The organism is Paracoccus sp. DMF (genome assembly GCF_004407025.1).
Classification (GTDB): domain Bacteria; phylum Pseudomonadota; class Alphaproteobacteria; order Rhodobacterales; family Rhodobacteraceae; genus Paracoccus; species Paracoccus aminovorans_B.
This window is the reverse complement of sequence record NZ_SOKV02000034.1, coordinates 18,714-34,855: the sequence shown is the minus strand read 5'-3', so window position 1 is coordinate 34,855 and position 16,142 is coordinate 18,714. Positions and strand designations below refer to the sequence as shown.

At 70.0% G+C, this 16,142-nt stretch carries 16 protein-coding genes and 1 pseudogene; 3 read left to right on the top strand and 14 right to left on the bottom strand.

Going from position 1 to position 16,142, the window contains the following annotated elements; all coding sequences use genetic code 11:
- Window positions 1-274 (top strand): annotated as a pseudogene (locus tag E3D03_RS15475) (purine permease); the annotation flags it as partial.
- On the opposite strand, the gene E3D03_RS15470 reads toward E3D03_RS15475, so the two are convergent.
- From E3D03_RS15470 to E3D03_RS15455, 4 genes are read right to left on the bottom strand one after another with little or no spacing between them, the layout of a single operon-like run.
- Window positions 268-1,524, bottom strand: a complete 1,257-nt coding sequence (locus E3D03_RS15470; protein WP_263567682.1) for an HlyC/CorC family transporter — start codon at window positions 1,522-1,524, stop codon at window positions 268-270. The pseudogene E3D03_RS15475 and the gene E3D03_RS15470 overlap by 7 nt on opposite strands.
- A gap of 2 nt (window positions 1,525-1,526) precedes the next feature.
- Entirely contained in the window at window positions 1,527-2,504 is a 978-nt protein-coding gene (locus E3D03_RS15465) for a site-specific tyrosine recombinase XerD (RefSeq protein ID WP_263567681.1), read from the bottom strand.
- A gap of 3 nt (window positions 2,505-2,507) precedes the next feature.
- On the bottom strand, window positions 2,508-4,127 hold the full coding sequence (locus tag E3D03_RS15460) for a hypothetical protein (protein ID WP_263567680.1): 1,620 nt from the start codon (window positions 4,125-4,127) through the stop codon (window positions 2,508-2,510).
- Entirely contained in the window at window positions 4,114-4,386 is a 273-nt protein-coding gene (locus E3D03_RS15455; RefSeq protein WP_253879844.1) for a hypothetical protein, read from the bottom strand. The genes E3D03_RS15460 and E3D03_RS15455 overlap by 14 nt, the downstream gene beginning before the upstream one ends.
- A gap of 101 nt (window positions 4,387-4,487) precedes the next feature.
- Between E3D03_RS15455 and E3D03_RS15450 the strand changes: the two genes are divergently transcribed.
- Both E3D03_RS15450 and aroB read left to right on the top strand, forming a co-directional pair.
- Window positions 4,488-5,024 (top strand): shikimate kinase, encoded by a 537-nt coding sequence (locus tag E3D03_RS15450; RefSeq protein WP_263567679.1) that lies wholly within the window; start codon window positions 4,488-4,490, stop codon window positions 5,022-5,024.
- Window positions 5,021-6,127: a 3-dehydroquinate synthase gene (gene aroB / locus E3D03_RS15445; protein WP_263567678.1), complete on the top strand. Its 1,107-nt coding sequence runs from the start codon at window positions 5,021-5,023 to the stop codon at window positions 6,125-6,127. Before E3D03_RS15450 ends, aroB begins: the two co-directional genes overlap by 4 nt.
- On the opposite strand, the gene mnhG is transcribed toward aroB, so the two are convergent.
- The 10 genes from mnhG to E3D03_RS15395 all read right to left on the bottom strand — a co-directional run bounded on the left by mnhG (window position 6,112) and on the right by E3D03_RS15395 (window position 16,135).
- On the bottom strand, window positions 6,112-6,588 hold the full coding sequence (gene mnhG / locus E3D03_RS15440) for a monovalent cation/H(+) antiporter subunit G (protein ID WP_263567677.1): 477 nt from the start codon (window positions 6,586-6,588) through the stop codon (window positions 6,112-6,114). The two genes, aroB and mnhG, sit on opposite strands and share 16 nt — an antisense overlap.
- Entirely contained in the window at window positions 6,585-6,866 is a 282-nt protein-coding gene (locus E3D03_RS15435; RefSeq protein WP_062560741.1) for a K+/H+ antiporter subunit F, read from the bottom strand. The genes mnhG and E3D03_RS15435 overlap by 4 nt, the downstream gene beginning before the upstream one ends.
- Entirely contained in the window at window positions 6,863-7,351 is a 489-nt protein-coding gene (locus E3D03_RS15430) for a Na+/H+ antiporter subunit E (RefSeq protein ID WP_263567676.1), read from the bottom strand. Before E3D03_RS15430 ends, E3D03_RS15435 begins: the two co-directional genes overlap by 4 nt.
- Entirely contained in the window at window positions 7,348-9,081 is a 1,734-nt protein-coding gene (locus tag E3D03_RS15425; protein WP_062560739.1) for a monovalent cation/H+ antiporter subunit D, read from the bottom strand. The genes E3D03_RS15430 and E3D03_RS15425 overlap by 4 nt, the downstream gene beginning before the upstream one ends.
- Window positions 9,078-9,422 carry a Na+/H+ antiporter subunit C gene (locus E3D03_RS15420; protein ID WP_017997979.1) on the bottom strand — a complete coding sequence of 115 codons (345 nt, stop codon included), beginning with the start codon at window positions 9,420-9,422 and terminating at the stop codon, window positions 9,078-9,080. The genes E3D03_RS15425 and E3D03_RS15420 overlap by 4 nt, the downstream gene beginning before the upstream one ends.
- The gene (locus E3D03_RS15415; RefSeq protein WP_062560738.1) at window positions 9,422-12,337 is read right to left on the bottom strand and encodes a monovalent cation/H+ antiporter subunit A; all 2,916 of its coding nucleotides are present in this window, start codon (window positions 12,335-12,337) and stop codon (window positions 9,422-9,424) included. Before E3D03_RS15415 ends, E3D03_RS15420 begins: the two co-directional genes overlap by 1 nt.
- Before the next feature lie 135 nt (window positions 12,338-12,472).
- A complete protein-coding gene (locus tag E3D03_RS15410) occupies window positions 12,473-13,717 on the bottom strand; it encodes a type III PLP-dependent enzyme (RefSeq protein ID WP_263567675.1) in 1,245 nt (414 codons plus the stop codon).
- On the bottom strand, window positions 13,701-13,934 hold the full coding sequence (locus E3D03_RS15405; RefSeq protein WP_062560736.1) for an acyl carrier protein: 234 nt from the start codon (window positions 13,932-13,934) through the stop codon (window positions 13,701-13,703). The genes E3D03_RS15410 and E3D03_RS15405 overlap by 17 nt, the downstream gene beginning before the upstream one ends.
- A 4-nt stretch (window positions 13,935-13,938) precedes the next feature.
- A complete protein-coding gene (locus E3D03_RS15400) occupies window positions 13,939-15,525 on the bottom strand; it encodes an AMP-binding protein (protein ID WP_263567674.1) in 1,587 nt (528 codons plus the stop codon).
- Window positions 15,518-16,135 (bottom strand): serine acetyltransferase, encoded by a 618-nt coding sequence (locus tag E3D03_RS15395; RefSeq protein WP_263567673.1) that lies wholly within the window; start codon window positions 16,133-16,135, stop codon window positions 15,518-15,520. Before E3D03_RS15395 ends, E3D03_RS15400 begins: the two co-directional genes overlap by 8 nt.
- Between the last annotated feature and the right edge of the window lie 7 nt (window positions 16,136-16,142).

Here is a 16,142-nt window from a genome sequence, read left to right as displayed (position 1 = left end):
GGTCGCCGCGACCGGCATCCGCATCCTGTCGACGGTGGATTTCGCCGGCAACCGCAACAACCTTTTCGTGGTCGCGGTCTCGCTGGGCTTCGGGATGATCCCGCTGATCGCGCCCGACTTCAAGCAATGGATGCCGCATGCCATCCACCCGCTGATCGAATCGGGCATCCTGCTGGCCACCATCGCCGCCGTTTTGCTGAACGCCTTTTTCAACGGCACCGGCGCCGGCAGCGTCGAGGACGCCAAGCGCGCCGCCAGCATGGCCGATCACTGATCGGCGGGGCCGGGCGGCTCGCCCAGCGGGCGGATGCGCAGCCGGGTGATCCGGTTCTCGCGCCGGGCCACAACCTCGAAGCGGCAGCCGTGAAAGGAAAACACCTGGCCCGGCGTCGGGATCGACTGGGCCATGTGAATCACCAGGCCGGCGACGGTATTGGCCTCGTCATCGGGCAGCGACCAGTCCAGCGCCCGGTTCAGGTCGCGGATAGTCATGGCGCCCTCGACCAGATAGTCGCCGCGCGCGTCGCGCACCAGCGAGGCCAGGGCATCGGTGTCATGCTCGTCGGTGATCTCGCCCACGATCTCCTCGAGGATGTCCTCGAGCGTGATCAGCCCGCGCAGGCTGCCGTATTCGTCGACGACCAGCGCGAAATGCGTGCGCCGCTTCAGGAATTCGCGCATCTGCTCGTCCAGCGTCGTGGTGTCGGGGACGAAATAGGGCGGCATGGCGGCGGCGAGCAGGTCGAAATCCTGCAGCGCGCCGGGACCGCCGTCGCGCATCGCCCGGCGCATGCCGCGCAGCAGGTCCTTGGCGTGGATGACGCCGACGACATTCTCGCGCTCGTCGCGAAACACCGGCAGGCGGGTGTGCGGGCTTTTCAGCACCAGGTCCAGCACCGCGTCGGGCGGCAGCCGCGCGTCGATCATCTGGATGTTCGAGCGGTGCAGCATGATCTCCTCGACCGCGCGCTCGCCCAGGTCCAGCGCCCCCAGCAGCCGGTCGCGCTGGTCCTTGGCGACGGTGCCGCTGGATTGCGCCACGGCCAGCGTATCGGCGATCTCGTCCTGGACCGAGGTCAGCGGCCCGGCGCCCGGCAGAAGCCGCGCCGGCGCGGCGATCCGGCACAGCGCGGCCATCGGCGCGGCAAGGCGGCAGGCCAGATCCTCGGGCGCGCGCAGGGCCAGGCGGCGGGGCAGGGCCTCGGCCAGCGCCAGAATCAGCAGCGCCGTCAGCCCTGCCGCCCACCACAGCCCGCCGGGCAGCGCCAGGTGCAGCGCCAGTGCGGTCGCAAGGCTCGCGGCCAGGATCCGGAGGAGCGTGCCCAGCAGCAGCACCGCGCCGGCCAGGGTCTCGCGATCCTCGGCCAGTTGCAGGGCGCGACGGGCGCGGGCGTCGCCCTGATCGGCGCGGGCGCGCAGCCGGGCGCGGCTGGCGGCGCTCAGCGCGGTTTCGGCGCCGGTCAGCAGTGCCGAGAACGCCAGCAGCAGCAGGATCGCCGCGCCCGTCAGCCATGGCAGGGGCATGGTCACGAGCCCTTGTCGCCGCGCCGGCCGCGCGCCAGCGGGTGATGCTTCAGCACCAGGTCGCGCATGCGGCTGTCCAGCACATGGGTATAGATCTCGGTCGTGCCCAGGTCGGCATGGCCGAGCAGGGTCTGGATGGCGCGCAGGTCGGCGCCGCCCTCCAGCAGATGCGTGGCGAAGGCATGGCGCAGCACATGCGGCGAGACACGGGCCGGATCGATCCCCGCCGCCAGCGCCAGCTGGCCCAGAAAGCCGTTCATCGCCTGCCGGGTCATATGCCCCTCGCGCGAGGCGGCGGGGAACAGCCAGCGCGCGCCCTTGCCGGCGACCAGCCGGCCCAGGGCGCTGTCCTCGGGCGCATGGTCGCGCAGATGCAGCCAGGCCGCCAGCGCCGCCCGGGCCGGGTTGCTCAGCGGCACCATGCGCTCCTTGCCGCCCTTGCCGCGGATCAGCAGCAGCGCCGGGTCGCCCCGGCAGGCGCCGACCGGCAGCGCGACCAGTTCGCTGACGCGCATGCCGGTGGCATAGATCAGCTCGATCAGCGCCAGGTTGCGGGCGCGTTCGGTCTCGTTGCGGCCCAGGCGCGGCAGGGCGTCGAACATCGCCTGCACCTCGGCGCGGTCCAGCACCTTGGGCAGGCGCTGCGTCCGGCCCGGGCCGCTGATGCGGCCGGCCGGGTCATCCTCGCGCCAGTCCTCCTCCAGCGCGAAACGCATGATCTGCCGGATCGAGGACAGCCGCCGCGCCCGCGTGGCGCGCGATAGGCCCTGCGCGTCGCAAAAGGACAGATAATCCTCGATCCCCTCGCGCGGCACGGTCAGCAGCGTCAGCCCGCGCGCGGCCAGCCAGTCGGCGAAGTCCTTGAGGTCGCGGCCATAGGCCAAGAGCGTATTCCGCGCCGCCCCCGCCTCGGCCGATTGCGCGTCCAGAAAGGCCGAGATCCGGCCCTGATCGCCCAAGCCCTGGCCCGCCCGCGCCATGGCTCAGGGCGTCCCGCCGCCCGGCGCGGGCAGGATGACCGGCGCCAGCACCAGTTCCACCATGGCCTGCCGGGCGATGTCCTGCTGGCCCAGCACCCGCAAGACCCGAAGCCCGCGCGCCGCGCGCGGCAGGTCGCCGTCCAGCCCGGCGTCGGTGTCGGCGATGGCGGCCAGCAGCGCCTCGCCGCGCTTGTCGGCCAGGATCAGCTGCGCCGCCTCTTGCGGCACGTCCTTTTCCGAGGGGCCAAGGAAGGCCGAGAACAGCACCGCCGCGCGGTCCTCGCCCTCGCCGGCGGGCGGTGCGCTTTCCGGCTCGCCCCCGGCAAAGCGCAGGAGCCAGGCGTCGAATTCGGTCGCGTCGGCGGGCGGATCGGTCATGACCTGCGGCTGGCCGGCCTGCAGCGCCAGCCACAGCGCGATGCGGCCCGGCGCGCCGTCAAGGCCCATGGCCGCGGTCTCGGCCCCGACCATCTCGGCCAGCGCCGGGCCAAGCCCGGCCGCGGCCATGGCGTCGAAGGCCGGCGGCAGCGCGGCGGCGGTCGCAGCCGTGTCGCGCACGGCCAGCGCCTGCGCCAGATTCTGCAGCGCCGCCGCCCGGTCCCAGACCCCGCCCGAGGCGGCGGGCTTCTGCTCCAGGTAGATCGTGCGCAGCTGCGAGGCCGGGATGGCGCCGGCCCGCGCCAGCCGCTCGGCCGCGTCCAGCCGCGCCTTCCAGCCGCCGTTCTGGTCCAGGTCCGCCAGCGCAAAGGCCAGCGGCAGCGCCGACGAGGGCAGCGGCTGGCCGATCGCCTCGTGCAGGCGCAGGTCCAAGGGCGTCACCACCTGCGGCGGCGGCAGCTCGTCGGTGCTGTCGGCATAGCTGTCGTCCAGGTAACGCGCGAGCAGCGCCGCCATCGGCGGGTCGATCCGCCCCAGCGCCTCAGCGCCGTGGAAGACCAGCGCGGCGGCGGTCCAGTCGCCGCCGAGCGCCAGGCAGAAGATCCGCGCCGGGAAGCTGGGCGCGACGCCCGGGGTGCGGTCCATGGTCTCGCAGGCCTGGGCCTCGTCGCCGGACAGCAGGGCGATGTCGAAGAGCCGGCGAAAGCGTTCGGGATCGCCCGGGCCGGCGGTCTTGAGCAGTTCCTTGGCGGCGCCGGTCGCGCCCATGTCCAGAAGCTTGTCGACCCGGGCCAGGAACAGCCCGCCCTCTTGCCCGGCCTCGGCGCTTGGCGCGCGCAACTGGGCCGCCAGCAGCCGCCGTTCGAGCCGCCGCATGGCCGGCAGGCGCGGGTTCGAGGCGCGGATCAGCCGGATCAGCACCGCCGAATCGCTGGTGCCCCACAGGCCCGCCGGCAGGCCGGCGGCGCGGGGCGAGACGGTGCCCTTGCCGTCGGGATTGCCCTCGCCCAGCCGGGTGACGCCGACCGGCTCGAAGCCGCCGGTGGGTGCGATGTCGCGCTTGGTCTTGCGCTTCAGCTCGGGCGGGCGCGGGTCGCCGGGGCGCCAGGACGAGATGTTGTCGGGCTGCTGCACGCTGCCCGACAGCCAGTCGCTGGCCGAAAGCGGCGGCTTGGCGGCGGCGGGCAGGGCCAGCCCGGCCAGCAGCGCCAGCGCCAAGGCAAGGCGGCGCTCAGTCGAGGTCATCTTGTCCCGCATCCGTGCCCGCGGTCGCGGTTGCCGTCGCGGCAGGGGCGGTCGCGGGGGCGGTCCCGGCGGCGGTTTCCGCCGGCAGCGCCGGCACCGGCGCACCCAGGTCCAGCTCGACCGGCGTGCGCATCTCGCGCGGGTCCGAGGTCATGTCGCCGAAATAGGCGTAGCCGGCCAGTCCTGCCAGAATCAGGATCACCAGAATCACCACCAATTTCAAAACTCGCATGAAAAATGCCCTTTCCGCCTCGATCATATGCCGGTCTCACGCCGGTTCGCGCGAAATATATATGGCATTTCCCGAAAGATCACGCCATCAGTCACAGCCGTTGCGAATGAGGGAATCCGGTGGGGGTGATGCGGCGGAATATCGTGCTGATCGGGATGATGGGGGCGGGCAAGACCGCCATCGGGGGCGAGCTTGCGCGCCGCTTGCGCCGGCCGTTCGCGGATACCGATGCCGAGATCGAGCGCGCTGCCGCCATGACCATCCCCGAGATCTTTGCCCGCGACGGCGAGGATTTCTTCCGCGCCCGCGAATCCGAGGTGCTGGGCCGGGTGCTGGCGACCGGCAACAGCATCGTCTCGACCGGCGGCGGCGCCTGGATGCGGGCCGAGAACCGCGAGCGCATCGGCGCGCATGGCGTCTCGGTCTGGCTGGACTGCGACCTCGATACGCTGTGGCACCGGGTCCGGCACCGGCCCACGCGGCCCCTGTTGCAGACCGCCGACCCGCGCGGCACGCTGGAGCGGCTGCTGGCCGAGCGCGGGCCGGTCTATGCGCTGGCCGACATCCGCGTTCCCGCCCGGCGCGGCGACAGCATTGAGGACACCGCCACCCGCGCCCTGGACGCGATCCGGGCGCATGATCCCGGCATTCTGGAGGGACAATGAGCATCGAAACCGTGCGCGTCGACCTGGGCGCGCGTTCCTATGACGTGCGCATCGGCCAGGGCCTGCTGGACCGCGCCGGCGACGAGATCACGGCTCTGGCCGGGCAGCGCCGCGTCGCCATCCTGACCGACGAGACGGTGGCCGCGCGCCATCTGGCCGGCTTGCAGGAGTCGCTGGCCCGCGCCGGCATCGAGGCGCCGGCGCTGGCGCTGCCGGCGGGCGAGGCCACGAAAAGCTGGTCGCGGCTGGGCGATGCGGTAGAATGGCTGCTGGCGCGCCGAATCGAGCGCAAGGACCTGGTGATCGCGCTGGGCGGCGGCGTCATCGGCGATCTTGCCGGCTTTGCCGCCGCGATCCTGCGCCGGGGCGTGCGCTTCGTGCAGATCCCGACGACGCTGCTGGCGCAGGTCGACAGCTCGGTCGGCGGCAAGACCGGCATCAACAGCCCGCATGGCAAGAACCTGATCGGTGCCTTTCACCAGCCGGCGCTGGTGCTGGCCGATATCGACGTGCTGACCACGCTGCGCCCGCGCGATTTCCGCGCCGGCTACGGCGAGGTGGCGAAATACGGCCTGCTGGGCGACGAGGATTTCTTCGAATGGCTCGAGGCCAATGCGACGGGGCTGGCCAGCGACGCGGGCCTGCTCCAGCATGCCGTGCGCCATTCCGTCGCCATGAAGGCCGGCATCGTCCAGCGCGACGAGACCGAGCAGGGCGAGCGGGCGCTTCTGAACCTGGGCCATACCTTCGGCCATGCGCTGGAATCGGCGACCGGCTATTCCGACCGGCTGCTGCATGGCGAGGGGGTGGCGATCGGCTGCGCGCTGGCCTTCGAGCTGTCGGCGCGGTTGGGCCTGTGCAGCCAGGAGGCGCCCTCGCGCGTCGCGGCGCATCTGGCCGCCATGGGCCTGCCGTCGCGCATTGCCGACATTCCGGGCGATCTGCCGGATGACGAGGCGCTGATCGGGCTGATGGGCCAGGACAAGAAGGTGCAGGACGGCCGGCTGCGCTTCGTGCTGGCGCGGGGCATCGGCCAGGCCTTCGTCACCGATGCCGTGCCGCCCGAGGCGCTGCGCGCGGTGCTGGCTCAGTCGCGGGCCTGATCCGCGCGCTCGCGCTCTTCGCGCTCCGGGTCGGGCAGCAGGCCGGCATCCTCCAGCCCCTCGCCATGGCCGGTCTGGCCGCGCGGCGCGGCCGGGCGGTCCTCGCGCGGGATGCGGGGCGGCACCGCCTCGTCATGGCCGAGCTTGGCGTCGCGGTCGCGGCGCAGCGCCGCCCGGCCCAGCATCAAGAGCGTGATCGGCGTCGTCGCCATGATGAAGATGCCGATCATCACCTCATGCACCACGACCCGGCCTTCCAGCAGGGTGAACATCAGCATCGAGGCCAGCACGATCAGCAGCGTGCCGTAGCTGTAGCCCAGCGTCGGCGCATGCAGCCGCTGGTAGAAGCTTTTCAGCCGCACCAGCCCCAGCCCGCCCAGCACCGTCAGCGAGGCGCCGGTGACGACCAGCAGCGCGATCACGACCGCGGCCCAGGGCGGCAGCTGTTCCAGGTGCCTCATTCGATCACCTCGCCGCGCATCAGGAACTTGGCGGCGCAGACCGTGGCGACGAAGCCCAGCACCGCGATGACCAGCGCGCCCTCGAAGAAGAAGACATTGCCGTTGACCATGCCGATGACCAGGAACAGCAGCATGGCGTTCATGTACATCGTATCCAGCGCCAGCACCCGGTCCTGGGCGCGCGGCCCGCGCAGCATGCGCCAGCAGGCCAGCGCCAGGGCGAGGATCAGCGCGATCTGGGCATAGCCCAGCGCGAAGCGGAGGATTTCGGAGCTCATTCGAAAATCTCCATCAGCAGGGATTCGTAGCGGTCGCGGATCAGGGTCTGCCAGTCGTCCTCGCTGCGCAGGTCGAGGACATGCAGCAGCAGGCGGCCGTCCTCCTGCTCGAACTCGATCCAGGCGGTGCCCGGGGTCGCGGTCAGGATGATCGCCAGCACCGCGATGGCGTTCGGGTCGCGCAGCCGCAGCTGCAGCTCGACGAAGCCCGAGTGATAGGCCGGGTGGTTCGGCCCCAGCAGCAGGACCCGCGCCACGGCGATGTTCGAGCGCAGGATGTCCCGGGCCACGATCCCCATCAGCAGCGGGATCGCCGACCAGCGCCGGAACTTGGGCCGGGGCGGGTGCAGGTGCTCGACCGCCCAGCCGGCGGTCAGCGCGATCACCGTGCCCAGAGCCAGGTTGCCCAGCGAAAAGCTGGTCAGCAGCAGCCACATCAGCACCAGCACGGCCGAGAGCACGGGATGGGGGATGGCGCGGGTCATTGCCGGACCTCCGCCTGCGGCTCGGGCGTATCGGCGACGGTCGGGTCGGGGGCGCTGTTCTGCGCCGGCGCGGCGCGCACGTCCTGCGCCCCGGCCAGCACCGCCTTGCGATAGACGCCGGGCTCGAGCAGCGCCATGGCGGTGGCGCGGGTATAGTTCATCACCGCGTCGGCGCGCACGGTCTGCAAGCCGATCATCACCAGCAGCATGACCACCGGCACCACCTCCAGCGCCAGGATGCGCGGCGTCGGCCCGCCCTCGGCCCAGAAACGGCGGATGCCGAAGCGCATCAGCGCGATCAGCGCACCCAGGCCGGACAGGATCAGCATGGCGGCATAGATCCACAGGATCACCGGCAGCACGCCCGAGGCATTCAGGTTGTCGCGGATCGCGCCTTGCAGGATGGCGAACTTGCCGATGAAGCCCGGCAGCGGCGGCAGGCCGGCGATCATCGCCGCAACCAGCGCGAAGCACACCGCCATGGTCAGCCAGCTGACCGTGCGGGTGCTGGCCGGGGCGCTCATGTCCTCGACCGTGTCGAGGCCCATCGGCGCCCAGCGTTCGCTGAGCGGGTCGGCGTCATCCTCGAACCTGGCGTTGTCGTCGCCGCCCTCGTCGCCGCGGCTGACCGGCTCGGCGATCAGGAAGAAGGCCGAGATCGCGGCGGTCGAGCCCACCAGGTAGTAAAGCGCGCCGCCCAGCATCAACGCCCCGCCGCCGGCCTGGGCAAAGCCCACCGCCGAGAGCACCGTCCCCGAGGAAATGATCGCGATATAGCCGCCCTTGCGCACCAGCTCGGGCGTGCCGAGGATGCCGATCATGCCGAAAGCCATGGTCAGAAGCCCGCCGATCATCAGCACCGGCGCGCCGAACCCGGCCGAGGGCCCGGAATCGGGGCCCAGCACCAGAAGCGACAGCCGCAGGATGACATAGATCCCGACCTTGGTCATGATCGCCATGATCGCCGCCGCCGGCGGCGAGGCCGCGCCATAGGTCGGCGGCAGCCAGAAACACAGCGGCCAGGCCGCGGCCTTGATCAGGAACGCCAGGCCCAGGAAGGCGGCGGCGGTGTGGAACAGCATCCGCTGCGCATCGTCCAGCCAGTAGAGCGCGCGGCCGATGTCGGCCATGTTCAACGTGCCGGTGGTGCCATAGACCAGCGCCACCCCGATCAGGAAGAACAGCGAGGCCGCCAGGTTCACCGCGATGTAATGCAGCCCGGCCTTGATCCGCTCGGGGCCCGAGCCGTGCAGCATCAACCCATAGCTTGCCGCCAGCATGACCTCGAAGAAGACGAAGAGGTTGAACAGGTCCCCGGTCAGGAAGGCGCCGTTTACCCCGGCCAGCAGGAACTGGAACATGCTGTGATAGTGCTGGCCCTTGCCATGCCAGCCGGCGGCGGCATAGATCAGCGACGGCCCGGCCAGCAGCGCGGTCAGCATCACCATCATCGCCGAAAGCCGGTCCAGCACCAGCACGATGCCGATGGGCACGGGCCAGTCGCCCAGGCGGTAAAGCCCGACCACGGTGCCGGCGTGGTCGCTGGCGGATTTCACGTCCGCCATCAGCTCGACCGAGGCGAGGAAGGTCAGGCCCACCGCCACCAGCCCGATCAGCAGCTTGGTCTGGCGGTTGCGGTCGTTGTAGAACAGCATGATCGCGCCGGCCAGCAGCGGGACCAGGATCGGCGCCACCATCAGGTGGTCGGGGCTCATCGTCTCGGGGTTCATGACTTGCGCTCCCGCCCGTCGACATGGTCGGTGCCGCTGACGCCGCGCGCGGCGATCATCACCACCAGGAACAGCGCCGTGGTGGCGAAGCTGATGACGATGGCGGTCAGCACCAGCGATTGCGGCAGCGGGTCGGCATAGGCGGTCGGATCGACGAAACCGCCCTTGGGCATGATCGGCGCCGCGCCGACATAGAGCCGGCCCATGGCGAAGATGAACAGGTTGACGCCATAGGCCAGCAGACACAGCCCGACGATCACCTGATACGAGCGCGGGCGCAGCAGCAGCCAGACCCCGGAGCCGACCAGAACGCCGATGGCAAGGGCAAGGATCAGCTCCATCAGGCGGTCTCCTCGGCAGGCATTTCGGAGGGCATTTCGGGGGCGGATTCGGATGTCTCGACCGGGCGGGCGCGCGGCGCGACGCGCAGCGACTGGTGGGCGATGGCGATCAGCATCAGCACGATGGCACCCACGACCAGCGAGAACACCCCGAGATCGAACAGCATCGCCGTCGAGAAGGGCACCTTTCCGATCACCGGCACGTCGATGTATTGCGCATGCGCGCTGAGGAAGGGATAGCCGAAGACCCAGGCGCCGGCGCCGACCGCCATGGCGATCACCAGGCCGGTGCCCATCCAGCGCACCGGCAGCACGGTCAGCCGCGCCTCGACCCAGCGCACATTGGCGGCGACATATTGCAGCAGCAGCCCGATCGCCAGCGTGACCCCGGCCGCGAAACCGCCGCCCGGCAGGTCATGGCCGCGCACGAAAAGATAGGCCGAAAGCGCGATGATCGGCGCAAACATCCATTGCATCAGCAAGCCGGGCACGAAGAGATAGGCTTCCAGAGCCTGTTCCTCGGCATCGAGCTGCGGGCGCGGCCGCTCGACGCTTTCCGGCGCCGGGCGGAAGCGGCGCAGAAGCGCATAGACCGTCAGCCCGACCACGGCCAGCACGGTGATCTCGCCGAAGGTGTCGAAGGCGCGGAAATCGACCAGGATGACGTTCACGACATTGGTGCCGCCGCCCTCGACATAGGCGTTGCGCAGGAACCAGTCGCCGACCGAGGCGCCGGGCCGCGTCAGCAGCACGGCCAGCGCCAGCGCCGTCATGCCGGTGCCGCAGGCGACCGCGATCAAGAGGTCGCGGAAGCGCCGCGAGCGGGCCGAGAAATTGTTGTCTCCGGTGATCTCCTCGTCGCGCTTGGGCAGCCAGCGCAGGCCCAAGAGCAAGAGCGCGGTGGTCGCGATCTCGACCAGCAGCTGGGTCACGGCCAGGTCGGGGGCCGAAAGCCAGACGAAGGTGGCGCAGGTCACCAGCCCGGCGCCGCCCATCAGGATCAGCGCGGCGAAGCGGTGATACTTGGCCTGCCAGCCCGCCCCCAGCGCGCAGGCGCCACCGACCAGCCACAACAGCGCGAAGACCAGCTCGCTGGCGCCGATGCCGGGCAGGGGCACGTTCCAGTCCAGCGGCCCGACCGCGAACCAGGCCCCGGCCAGGGCCAGCAGGACCATGGCGCGCAGCTGCGCCTGCAACCCGTTCGCCGACAGCACCCGCACCAGCAGGCGCGGCGCGCGGATGGTGCCGAACTGCAGCAGCCAGTCGAAGCCGCGGGCGAAATCCAGCGCCCGCATCCAGCGCGGACCTTCCTCGCCGGTGTCGATCAGCCGGCGCGGCAGCAGGTAGAGCAGCGCGCCCAGCGACATGGCGATCAGGCTCATGACCAGGGCAGGGGTGACGCCATGCCAGATCTTCAGGCTGAAATGCGGCAGTTCGGGGCCGACGACGGCGATGCTGGCGGTCTCGAGCCAGGGGCCGAGCACCTGCTGGGGAAAGATGCCGATGGCAAGGCAGCTCGCCACCAGCACCGCGACCGGCAGCCGCATCAGAAGCGGCGGCTCATGCGGTTCCTGCGGCAGGTCCTCGGCCTTGGGACCGAAGAAGACGGTGACGATGAAGCGCAGCGAATAGGCGGCGCTGAACGCCCCGGCCAGCACGGCGACATAGGGCGCCAGGTTGTCGAGCGGGCTGCCGTTGTTCCAGACATAGGTCGCCTCGAAGAACATCTCCTTGGACAGGAAGCCGTTCATCAGCGGCACGCCCGCCATCGAGGCCGAGGCGATGATCGCCAGCGCCGCCGTGACCGGCATGGCGCGCGCCAGGCCCGACAGGCGGCGCATGTCGCGGGTGCCGGTCTCGTGGTCGATGATGCCGGCGGCCATGAACAGCGAGGCCTTGAAGACCGCGTGGTTCACGATGTGGAACACCGCCGCGATCAGCGCGAAGGGGCTGCCGATGCCGGCCAGCGCGGTGATGAGGCCCAGGTGGCTGATGGTGGAATAGGCCAGCAGGCCCTTCAGGTCATGGCGGAACAGCGCGACCACCGCGCCCAAGAGCAACGTCGCCAAGCCGATGCCGGTCACCAGTTGGAACCACTCGCTCGTCCCCCCCAGCGCCGGGTGGAAGCGCAGGAGCACGAAGACACCGGCCTTCACCATGGTCGCGGAATGCAGGTAGGAGGACACCGGCGTCGGCGCCGCCATGGCGTTCGGCAGCCAGAAATGGAACGGGAACTGCGCCGATTTGGTGAAGGCGCCCAGCACGAACAGCAGCAGCAGCACCGGATAAAGCCGGTGCGCGGTAATCTGCGGCCCCGCCGCCAGCACCTTGTCGAGATCGTAGCTGCCGGCGATCTGGCCGATCAGGATCATCGCCACCATCAGGCAGAGCCCGCCCGAGGCGGTGACGATCAGCGACAGCCGCGCCCCGTCCCGCGCGTCCTGGCGCTGGAACCAATAGCCGATCAGCAGGAACGAGATCAGGCTGGTCAGCTCCCAGAAAACCACCAGCATGATGATATTGCCGGACAGCAGCAGGCCGGACATGGCGCCGGCAAAGGCCAAGAGGCAGGAATAAAGCCGCGGCACCGGGTCGTCCGGCCCCATGTAATAGCGCGCGTAAAGGATGACCAGAAAGCCGATCCCGGCCACCAGCACCATGAAAAGCCAGGAAAACCCGTCGATGCGGAAGGTCAGGTCCAGCCCGACCGAACTGACCCAGCGGAAGGTGCCGGTGATGACCCCGCCCTCGGTCACGGCGGGGTAGAGCACCGCCAGGATGGCCAGGGCCAGCAGCATGGTCAGCCCGGCAAGCCAGGCCTCGGCATTGCGGGCGCCGATGGGCAGGGTGGCCGCCAGGGCGGCCGACACGAAGGGCGTCAGAACAAGCAAGAGCAACAGGTTCTGTTCGACCATCGGCGTCCTTATCGGGTTCGGGGTTGCAGCCGATCATAGCCGCCGGAGCCGGGAAAACACAACTGACCCGGTCGGGAAAAACGCCCCGAATCCGCAGGTTCATGCAATTTTTATCGCGCGCGAGGCGGCCGGGCGTCAGGCGCCGCGGATCCGCGTCACGTCCTGCACCTGGCCCCCGGTCAGCAGCAGTTCGACCGGCAACGGGTGGCTGATGAAATAAAGCGGGCTCGCCGTCGGGCCATAGGCGCCGCAGGCATGGATCGCGAGCAGGTCGCCCGGCTCCAGCCGCGGCAGCAGGACGCCGCCGCCGAGCTTGTCGATCGAGGTGCAGAGCGGGCCGGAAATATCCTGCTTCTCCTCGGGGCGGGCGCCGTTTTCGTCGCCGCCGACGCGGTGCATGACGTAATTGCGCCGCAGCACCATGCCGAAATTGCCCGAAGCCGCCAGGTTGGCGTTGAGCCCGCCGTCGCAGATGGCGATTCGGCTGCCGCGCGACTGCTTGACCGCGATCACCCGGGTCACGAACCAGCCCGCCGGCCCGATGAGGTAGCGGCCCAGCTCCAGCACCAGCCGGGTGCGCGGGAAGCGCGCGGCGAAGGCATCGAGCTCGGGTCCGATCTCGGCCGCGATGGCGGCCAGGTCCAGCGCGTTGTCGCCCGGATGATAGGGGATGCCCAGGCCCGAGCCGAAGATCAGCTTCTCGGGCGTCAGGTCCAGCGCGGCGCAGGTCTCAGCAAAGACCTGCATGAAGATGCGCCAGTTCTCGCAGATCGCCTCGGGCTTCAGGCATTGCGTGCCGGAATAGATGTGCAGCCCGATCAGCCGCAGGTTGGGCAGGGCGGCGATGCGGGGCAGGGTCTCGGCCGCCTCCTCGACGTCGATGCCGAAGGGGCTGGGCCGGCCGGCCATCTGGTCGCCGAATCCCTTGGGCACGCGCGCCGGCGCCAGGCGCACCAGCACCGGCTGCACCACGCCCAACTCGGCGGCGATGGCATCGGCCAGTTCGGCCTCGTGCAGGCTTTCCAGCACCAGTTCGCCCAGGCCCCCGGCGACGGCGGGGCGCAGCTCGGCCTCGCGCTTGGCGGGGCCGGTGAAGCTGATGCGCGCGGGCTCCCAACCGGCCTGCCGGGCCAGCTCGAACTCGCCGCCCGAGGAGATGTCCAGCGTATCCAGCCGCTTGCGCATCCAGCCCAGCAGGCCCGGGTTCGGGTTGCTTTTCACCGCGAAGCTGACGGCGAACCAGCGGCCGAAATGGTTGCGCAGATGCGCCAGCCGCGCCTCGGCCGCGTCGGTGGAATAGACATAGGCCGGCGTGCCGAAGCGGTCCGCTGCCTCGGCCAGCTGCCGGTCCAGCGCCTTCGCCTCAAAGGCTGTCGGCATAGGCCAGGATCGCGTCGATGGTGTCGAAATTGTCCAGCGTCACGTCGCCGGGCTGGACATGGGCGCCGGTCTGCCCCTCGACAAAGGCGATCAGCCCGACCATCGAGACGGAATCCAGCATTCCGGTCGAGAACAGCTCAGTCTCGCCGTCGATGGGTTCGTCGATGTTCAGCTCGCGCTGGATATAGGAGATCAGGGCGTCCTTGGTCAGACTCATGCTGTCATGCCTTCTGTAGGTCTTGCGCGGCGGCTGCCTTGGCGGCCGAGATGATGGCGGGGCGGTCCAGCTTGCCGCTGGCGGTGCGCGGCATGGCACCGTCCCAGGCATGCAGACGCTGCGGACGCATGTAATGCGGCATGGCGCGGGCGCAATGCGCGGAAAGCCGGCCCTCGTCGCCCTGCGGCAGATAGGTCACGGCGACATGCACCGCCTGGCCCAGTTCGGCATCCTCGACGCCCCAGGCGACCACGTCTGACACCAGCCCGCTTTGCGAGATCGCATCCTCGACCTCGGTCGGCGACAGGCGGAAGCCCAGCGTCTTGATCATCTCGTCCATGCGGCTGACGAACCACAGGTCGCCGTCCTGGTCGACGCGCACCAGATCGCCCGACCAGACCACCGGCGCGTCGCCGATCAGATGCGCGAGCTCGGGGCAGGGGCGGATCTTCTCGGCCGTCACCTCGGGCTTTTCCCAATAGCCCATGCTGACCAGCGGGCCGGCATGGACCAGCTCGCCCTGTTCGCCGGGGCCGGCGATTCCGATCCCGCGCTTGATGGCGAAGACCTGCGCGTTCGGGATCTGCTGGCCGATCGAGCCCATCTTGGCCGCGAATTTCGCCGGCGGCAGGTAGGTCGAGCGGAACGCCTCGGTCAGCCCATACATCAGGTAGATGTCGACGCCCGGAAACACCTGGGGCAGAAGCTCCAGGATGTTCGGGGGGATCTTGCCGCCGGTATTGGTGATGCGCTTCAGCGCCGGCAGTTCGACCGGGTTCTCGACCAGCAGGCGCACGATCTGGTTCCACAGCGGCGGCACGCCGGCGATGCCGGTCACGGCCTCGGCCTTGGCCATGCGCATGATCTCGGCCGGCATGGTCAGCGGCTGGTGGACCACTGTGCTGCCCAGAAGCAGCATGGTGGTCAGCTGGTTCAGCCCGGCGTCGAAACTGTAGGGCAGCACCGAAAGCAGCCGGTCCGTCTGATCCAGCCCCAGATATTCGGCCACCGAGATGGCGCCGACCCGGATATTGCGGTGCGACAGCATCACCCCCTTGGGCGCGCCGGTCGAGCCCGAGGTATAGATGATCATCGCCAGCCCCAGCGGGTCGGATTCGTCGGGCGCGGAGCCGCGGTCGGCCGGCAAGGCCGACCACGGGTCCGCGCCCTGGACAAGACCCTCGGCCTTGCCCTGAACAAGAAAGGCGGTGTCGGGCGGCAGGGCGTGTTCGCCCGCAAGCCCGGCCAGCGCATTGCGCGGCCCGATCACCGCGCGCGCCCGGCAGTCGCGGGCGACATAGGCCAGCTGCGCCGGCGTCCAGCGGATGTTGACGTTCACCACCACCGCGCCGGCCTTCCAGGCGCCGAACATGGCCGCGACCTCGTCGATGCCCTTGCGCAGATGCACGATCACCCGGTCGCCGGGCCGGATGCCGCGGCCGCGCAGCCAGTCGGCGATGCGCCCGGCCTCGGCCGCCAACTCGGCGTAGGTGACGCTGCGGCCCTGGTCGACGGCAGCCGTCTTGCCGGCGCGCAGGGGCAGGTTGTCGGCCAGCATGGCCCACATGGCGCGGTCGAAGTCGTCAGTCATTCCTGGTTGCCCTTTTCTCGGCGGCCCGCGCCGTGCCTTGCTGCGTCGTGTCCTGCGGCGCCTTGCCCTTCGCAGTCGTCGCGCGCTTCGCCGGCCGGTCCGCGGCAAAGATCGGCAGGCTGGGATAGATCTTGGCCGGAGAGCCGATCACCACCGAATCCGGGGGCACGTTGGTGGTGACGGCGGTATTCGCGCCGATGCGCACCCGGTCGCCGATGCGGATCGGCCCCAGCACGCAGGAGTTCACGCCGATGAAGACGTCGTCGCCGATGACCGGCGCGCCGGGGCGCATGTTGGTGCCGATGGTGACATTGTGCATCACCCCGCAGCGGTCGCCGATCACCACGTCGGGGTGGATCGACAGCGAGCCCTCGGCATGGATGATGTGGAAATCCGCGCCGATGCGGACCTGCGGCGGGATCCAAACCTTGGTGACGTTCAGAATCAGCAGCTTCATCAGCGCATAGGGCTTGGTCGCCAGCCAGCGCAGCGCCGGATTCCGCAGCCCGATCGCCCAGCGGCCATAGCGATAGATCGCCAGAGAGACGAAGGCGGGCTCGGCCAGCGAACTGCCGTGTCTGCGATAGTCTTCCCGGAGGGTCTTGAACATCACACCA

Coding starts and splice junctions, on each gene's coding strand:
- E3D03_RS15470 (WP_263567682.1), bottom strand. CDS start 1,524: ATGCCCCTGCCATGGCTGACGGGCGCGGCGATCCTGCTGCTGCTGGCG.
- E3D03_RS15465 (WP_263567681.1), bottom strand. CDS start 2,504: ATGGCGCGGGCGGGCCAGGGCTTGGGCGATCAGGGCCGGATCTCGGCC.
- E3D03_RS15460 (WP_263567680.1), bottom strand. CDS start 4,127: ATGACCTCGACTGAGCGCCGCCTTGCCTTGGCGCTGGCGCTGCTGGCC.
- E3D03_RS15455 (WP_253879844.1), bottom strand. CDS start 4,386: ATGATCGAGGCGGAAAGGGCATTTTTCATGCGAGTTTTGAAATTGGTG.
- E3D03_RS15450 (WP_263567679.1), top strand. CDS start 4,488: ATGCGGCGGAATATCGTGCTGATCGGGATGATGGGGGCGGGCAAGACC.
- aroB (WP_263567678.1), top strand. CDS start 5,021: ATGAGCATCGAAACCGTGCGCGTCGACCTGGGCGCGCGTTCCTATGAC.
- mnhG (WP_263567677.1), bottom strand. CDS start 6,588: ATGAGGCACCTGGAACAGCTGCCGCCCTGGGCCGCGGTCGTGATCGCG.
- E3D03_RS15435 (WP_062560741.1), bottom strand. CDS start 6,866: ATGAGCTCCGAAATCCTCCGCTTCGCGCTGGGCTATGCCCAGATCGCG.
- E3D03_RS15430 (WP_263567676.1), bottom strand. CDS start 7,351: ATGACCCGCGCCATCCCCCATCCCGTGCTCTCGGCCGTGCTGGTGCTG.
- E3D03_RS15425 (WP_062560739.1), bottom strand. CDS start 9,081: ATGAACCCCGAGACGATGAGCCCCGACCACCTGATGGTGGCGCCGATC.
- E3D03_RS15420 (WP_017997979.1), bottom strand. CDS start 9,422: ATGGAGCTGATCCTTGCCCTTGCCATCGGCGTTCTGGTCGGCTCCGGG.
- E3D03_RS15415 (WP_062560738.1), bottom strand. CDS start 12,337: ATGGTCGAACAGAACCTGTTGCTCTTGCTTGTTCTGACGCCCTTCGTG.
- E3D03_RS15410 (WP_263567675.1), bottom strand. CDS start 13,717: ATGCCGACAGCCTTTGAGGCGAAGGCGCTGGACCGGCAGCTGGCCGAG.
- E3D03_RS15405 (WP_062560736.1), bottom strand. CDS start 13,934: ATGAGTCTGACCAAGGACGCCCTGATCTCCTATATCCAGCGCGAGCTG.
- E3D03_RS15400 (WP_263567674.1), bottom strand. CDS start 15,525: ATGACTGACGACTTCGACCGCGCCATGTGGGCCATGCTGGCCGACAAC.
- E3D03_RS15395 (WP_263567673.1), bottom strand. CDS start 16,135: ATGTTCAAGACCCTCCGGGAAGACTATCGCAGACACGGCAGTTCGCTG.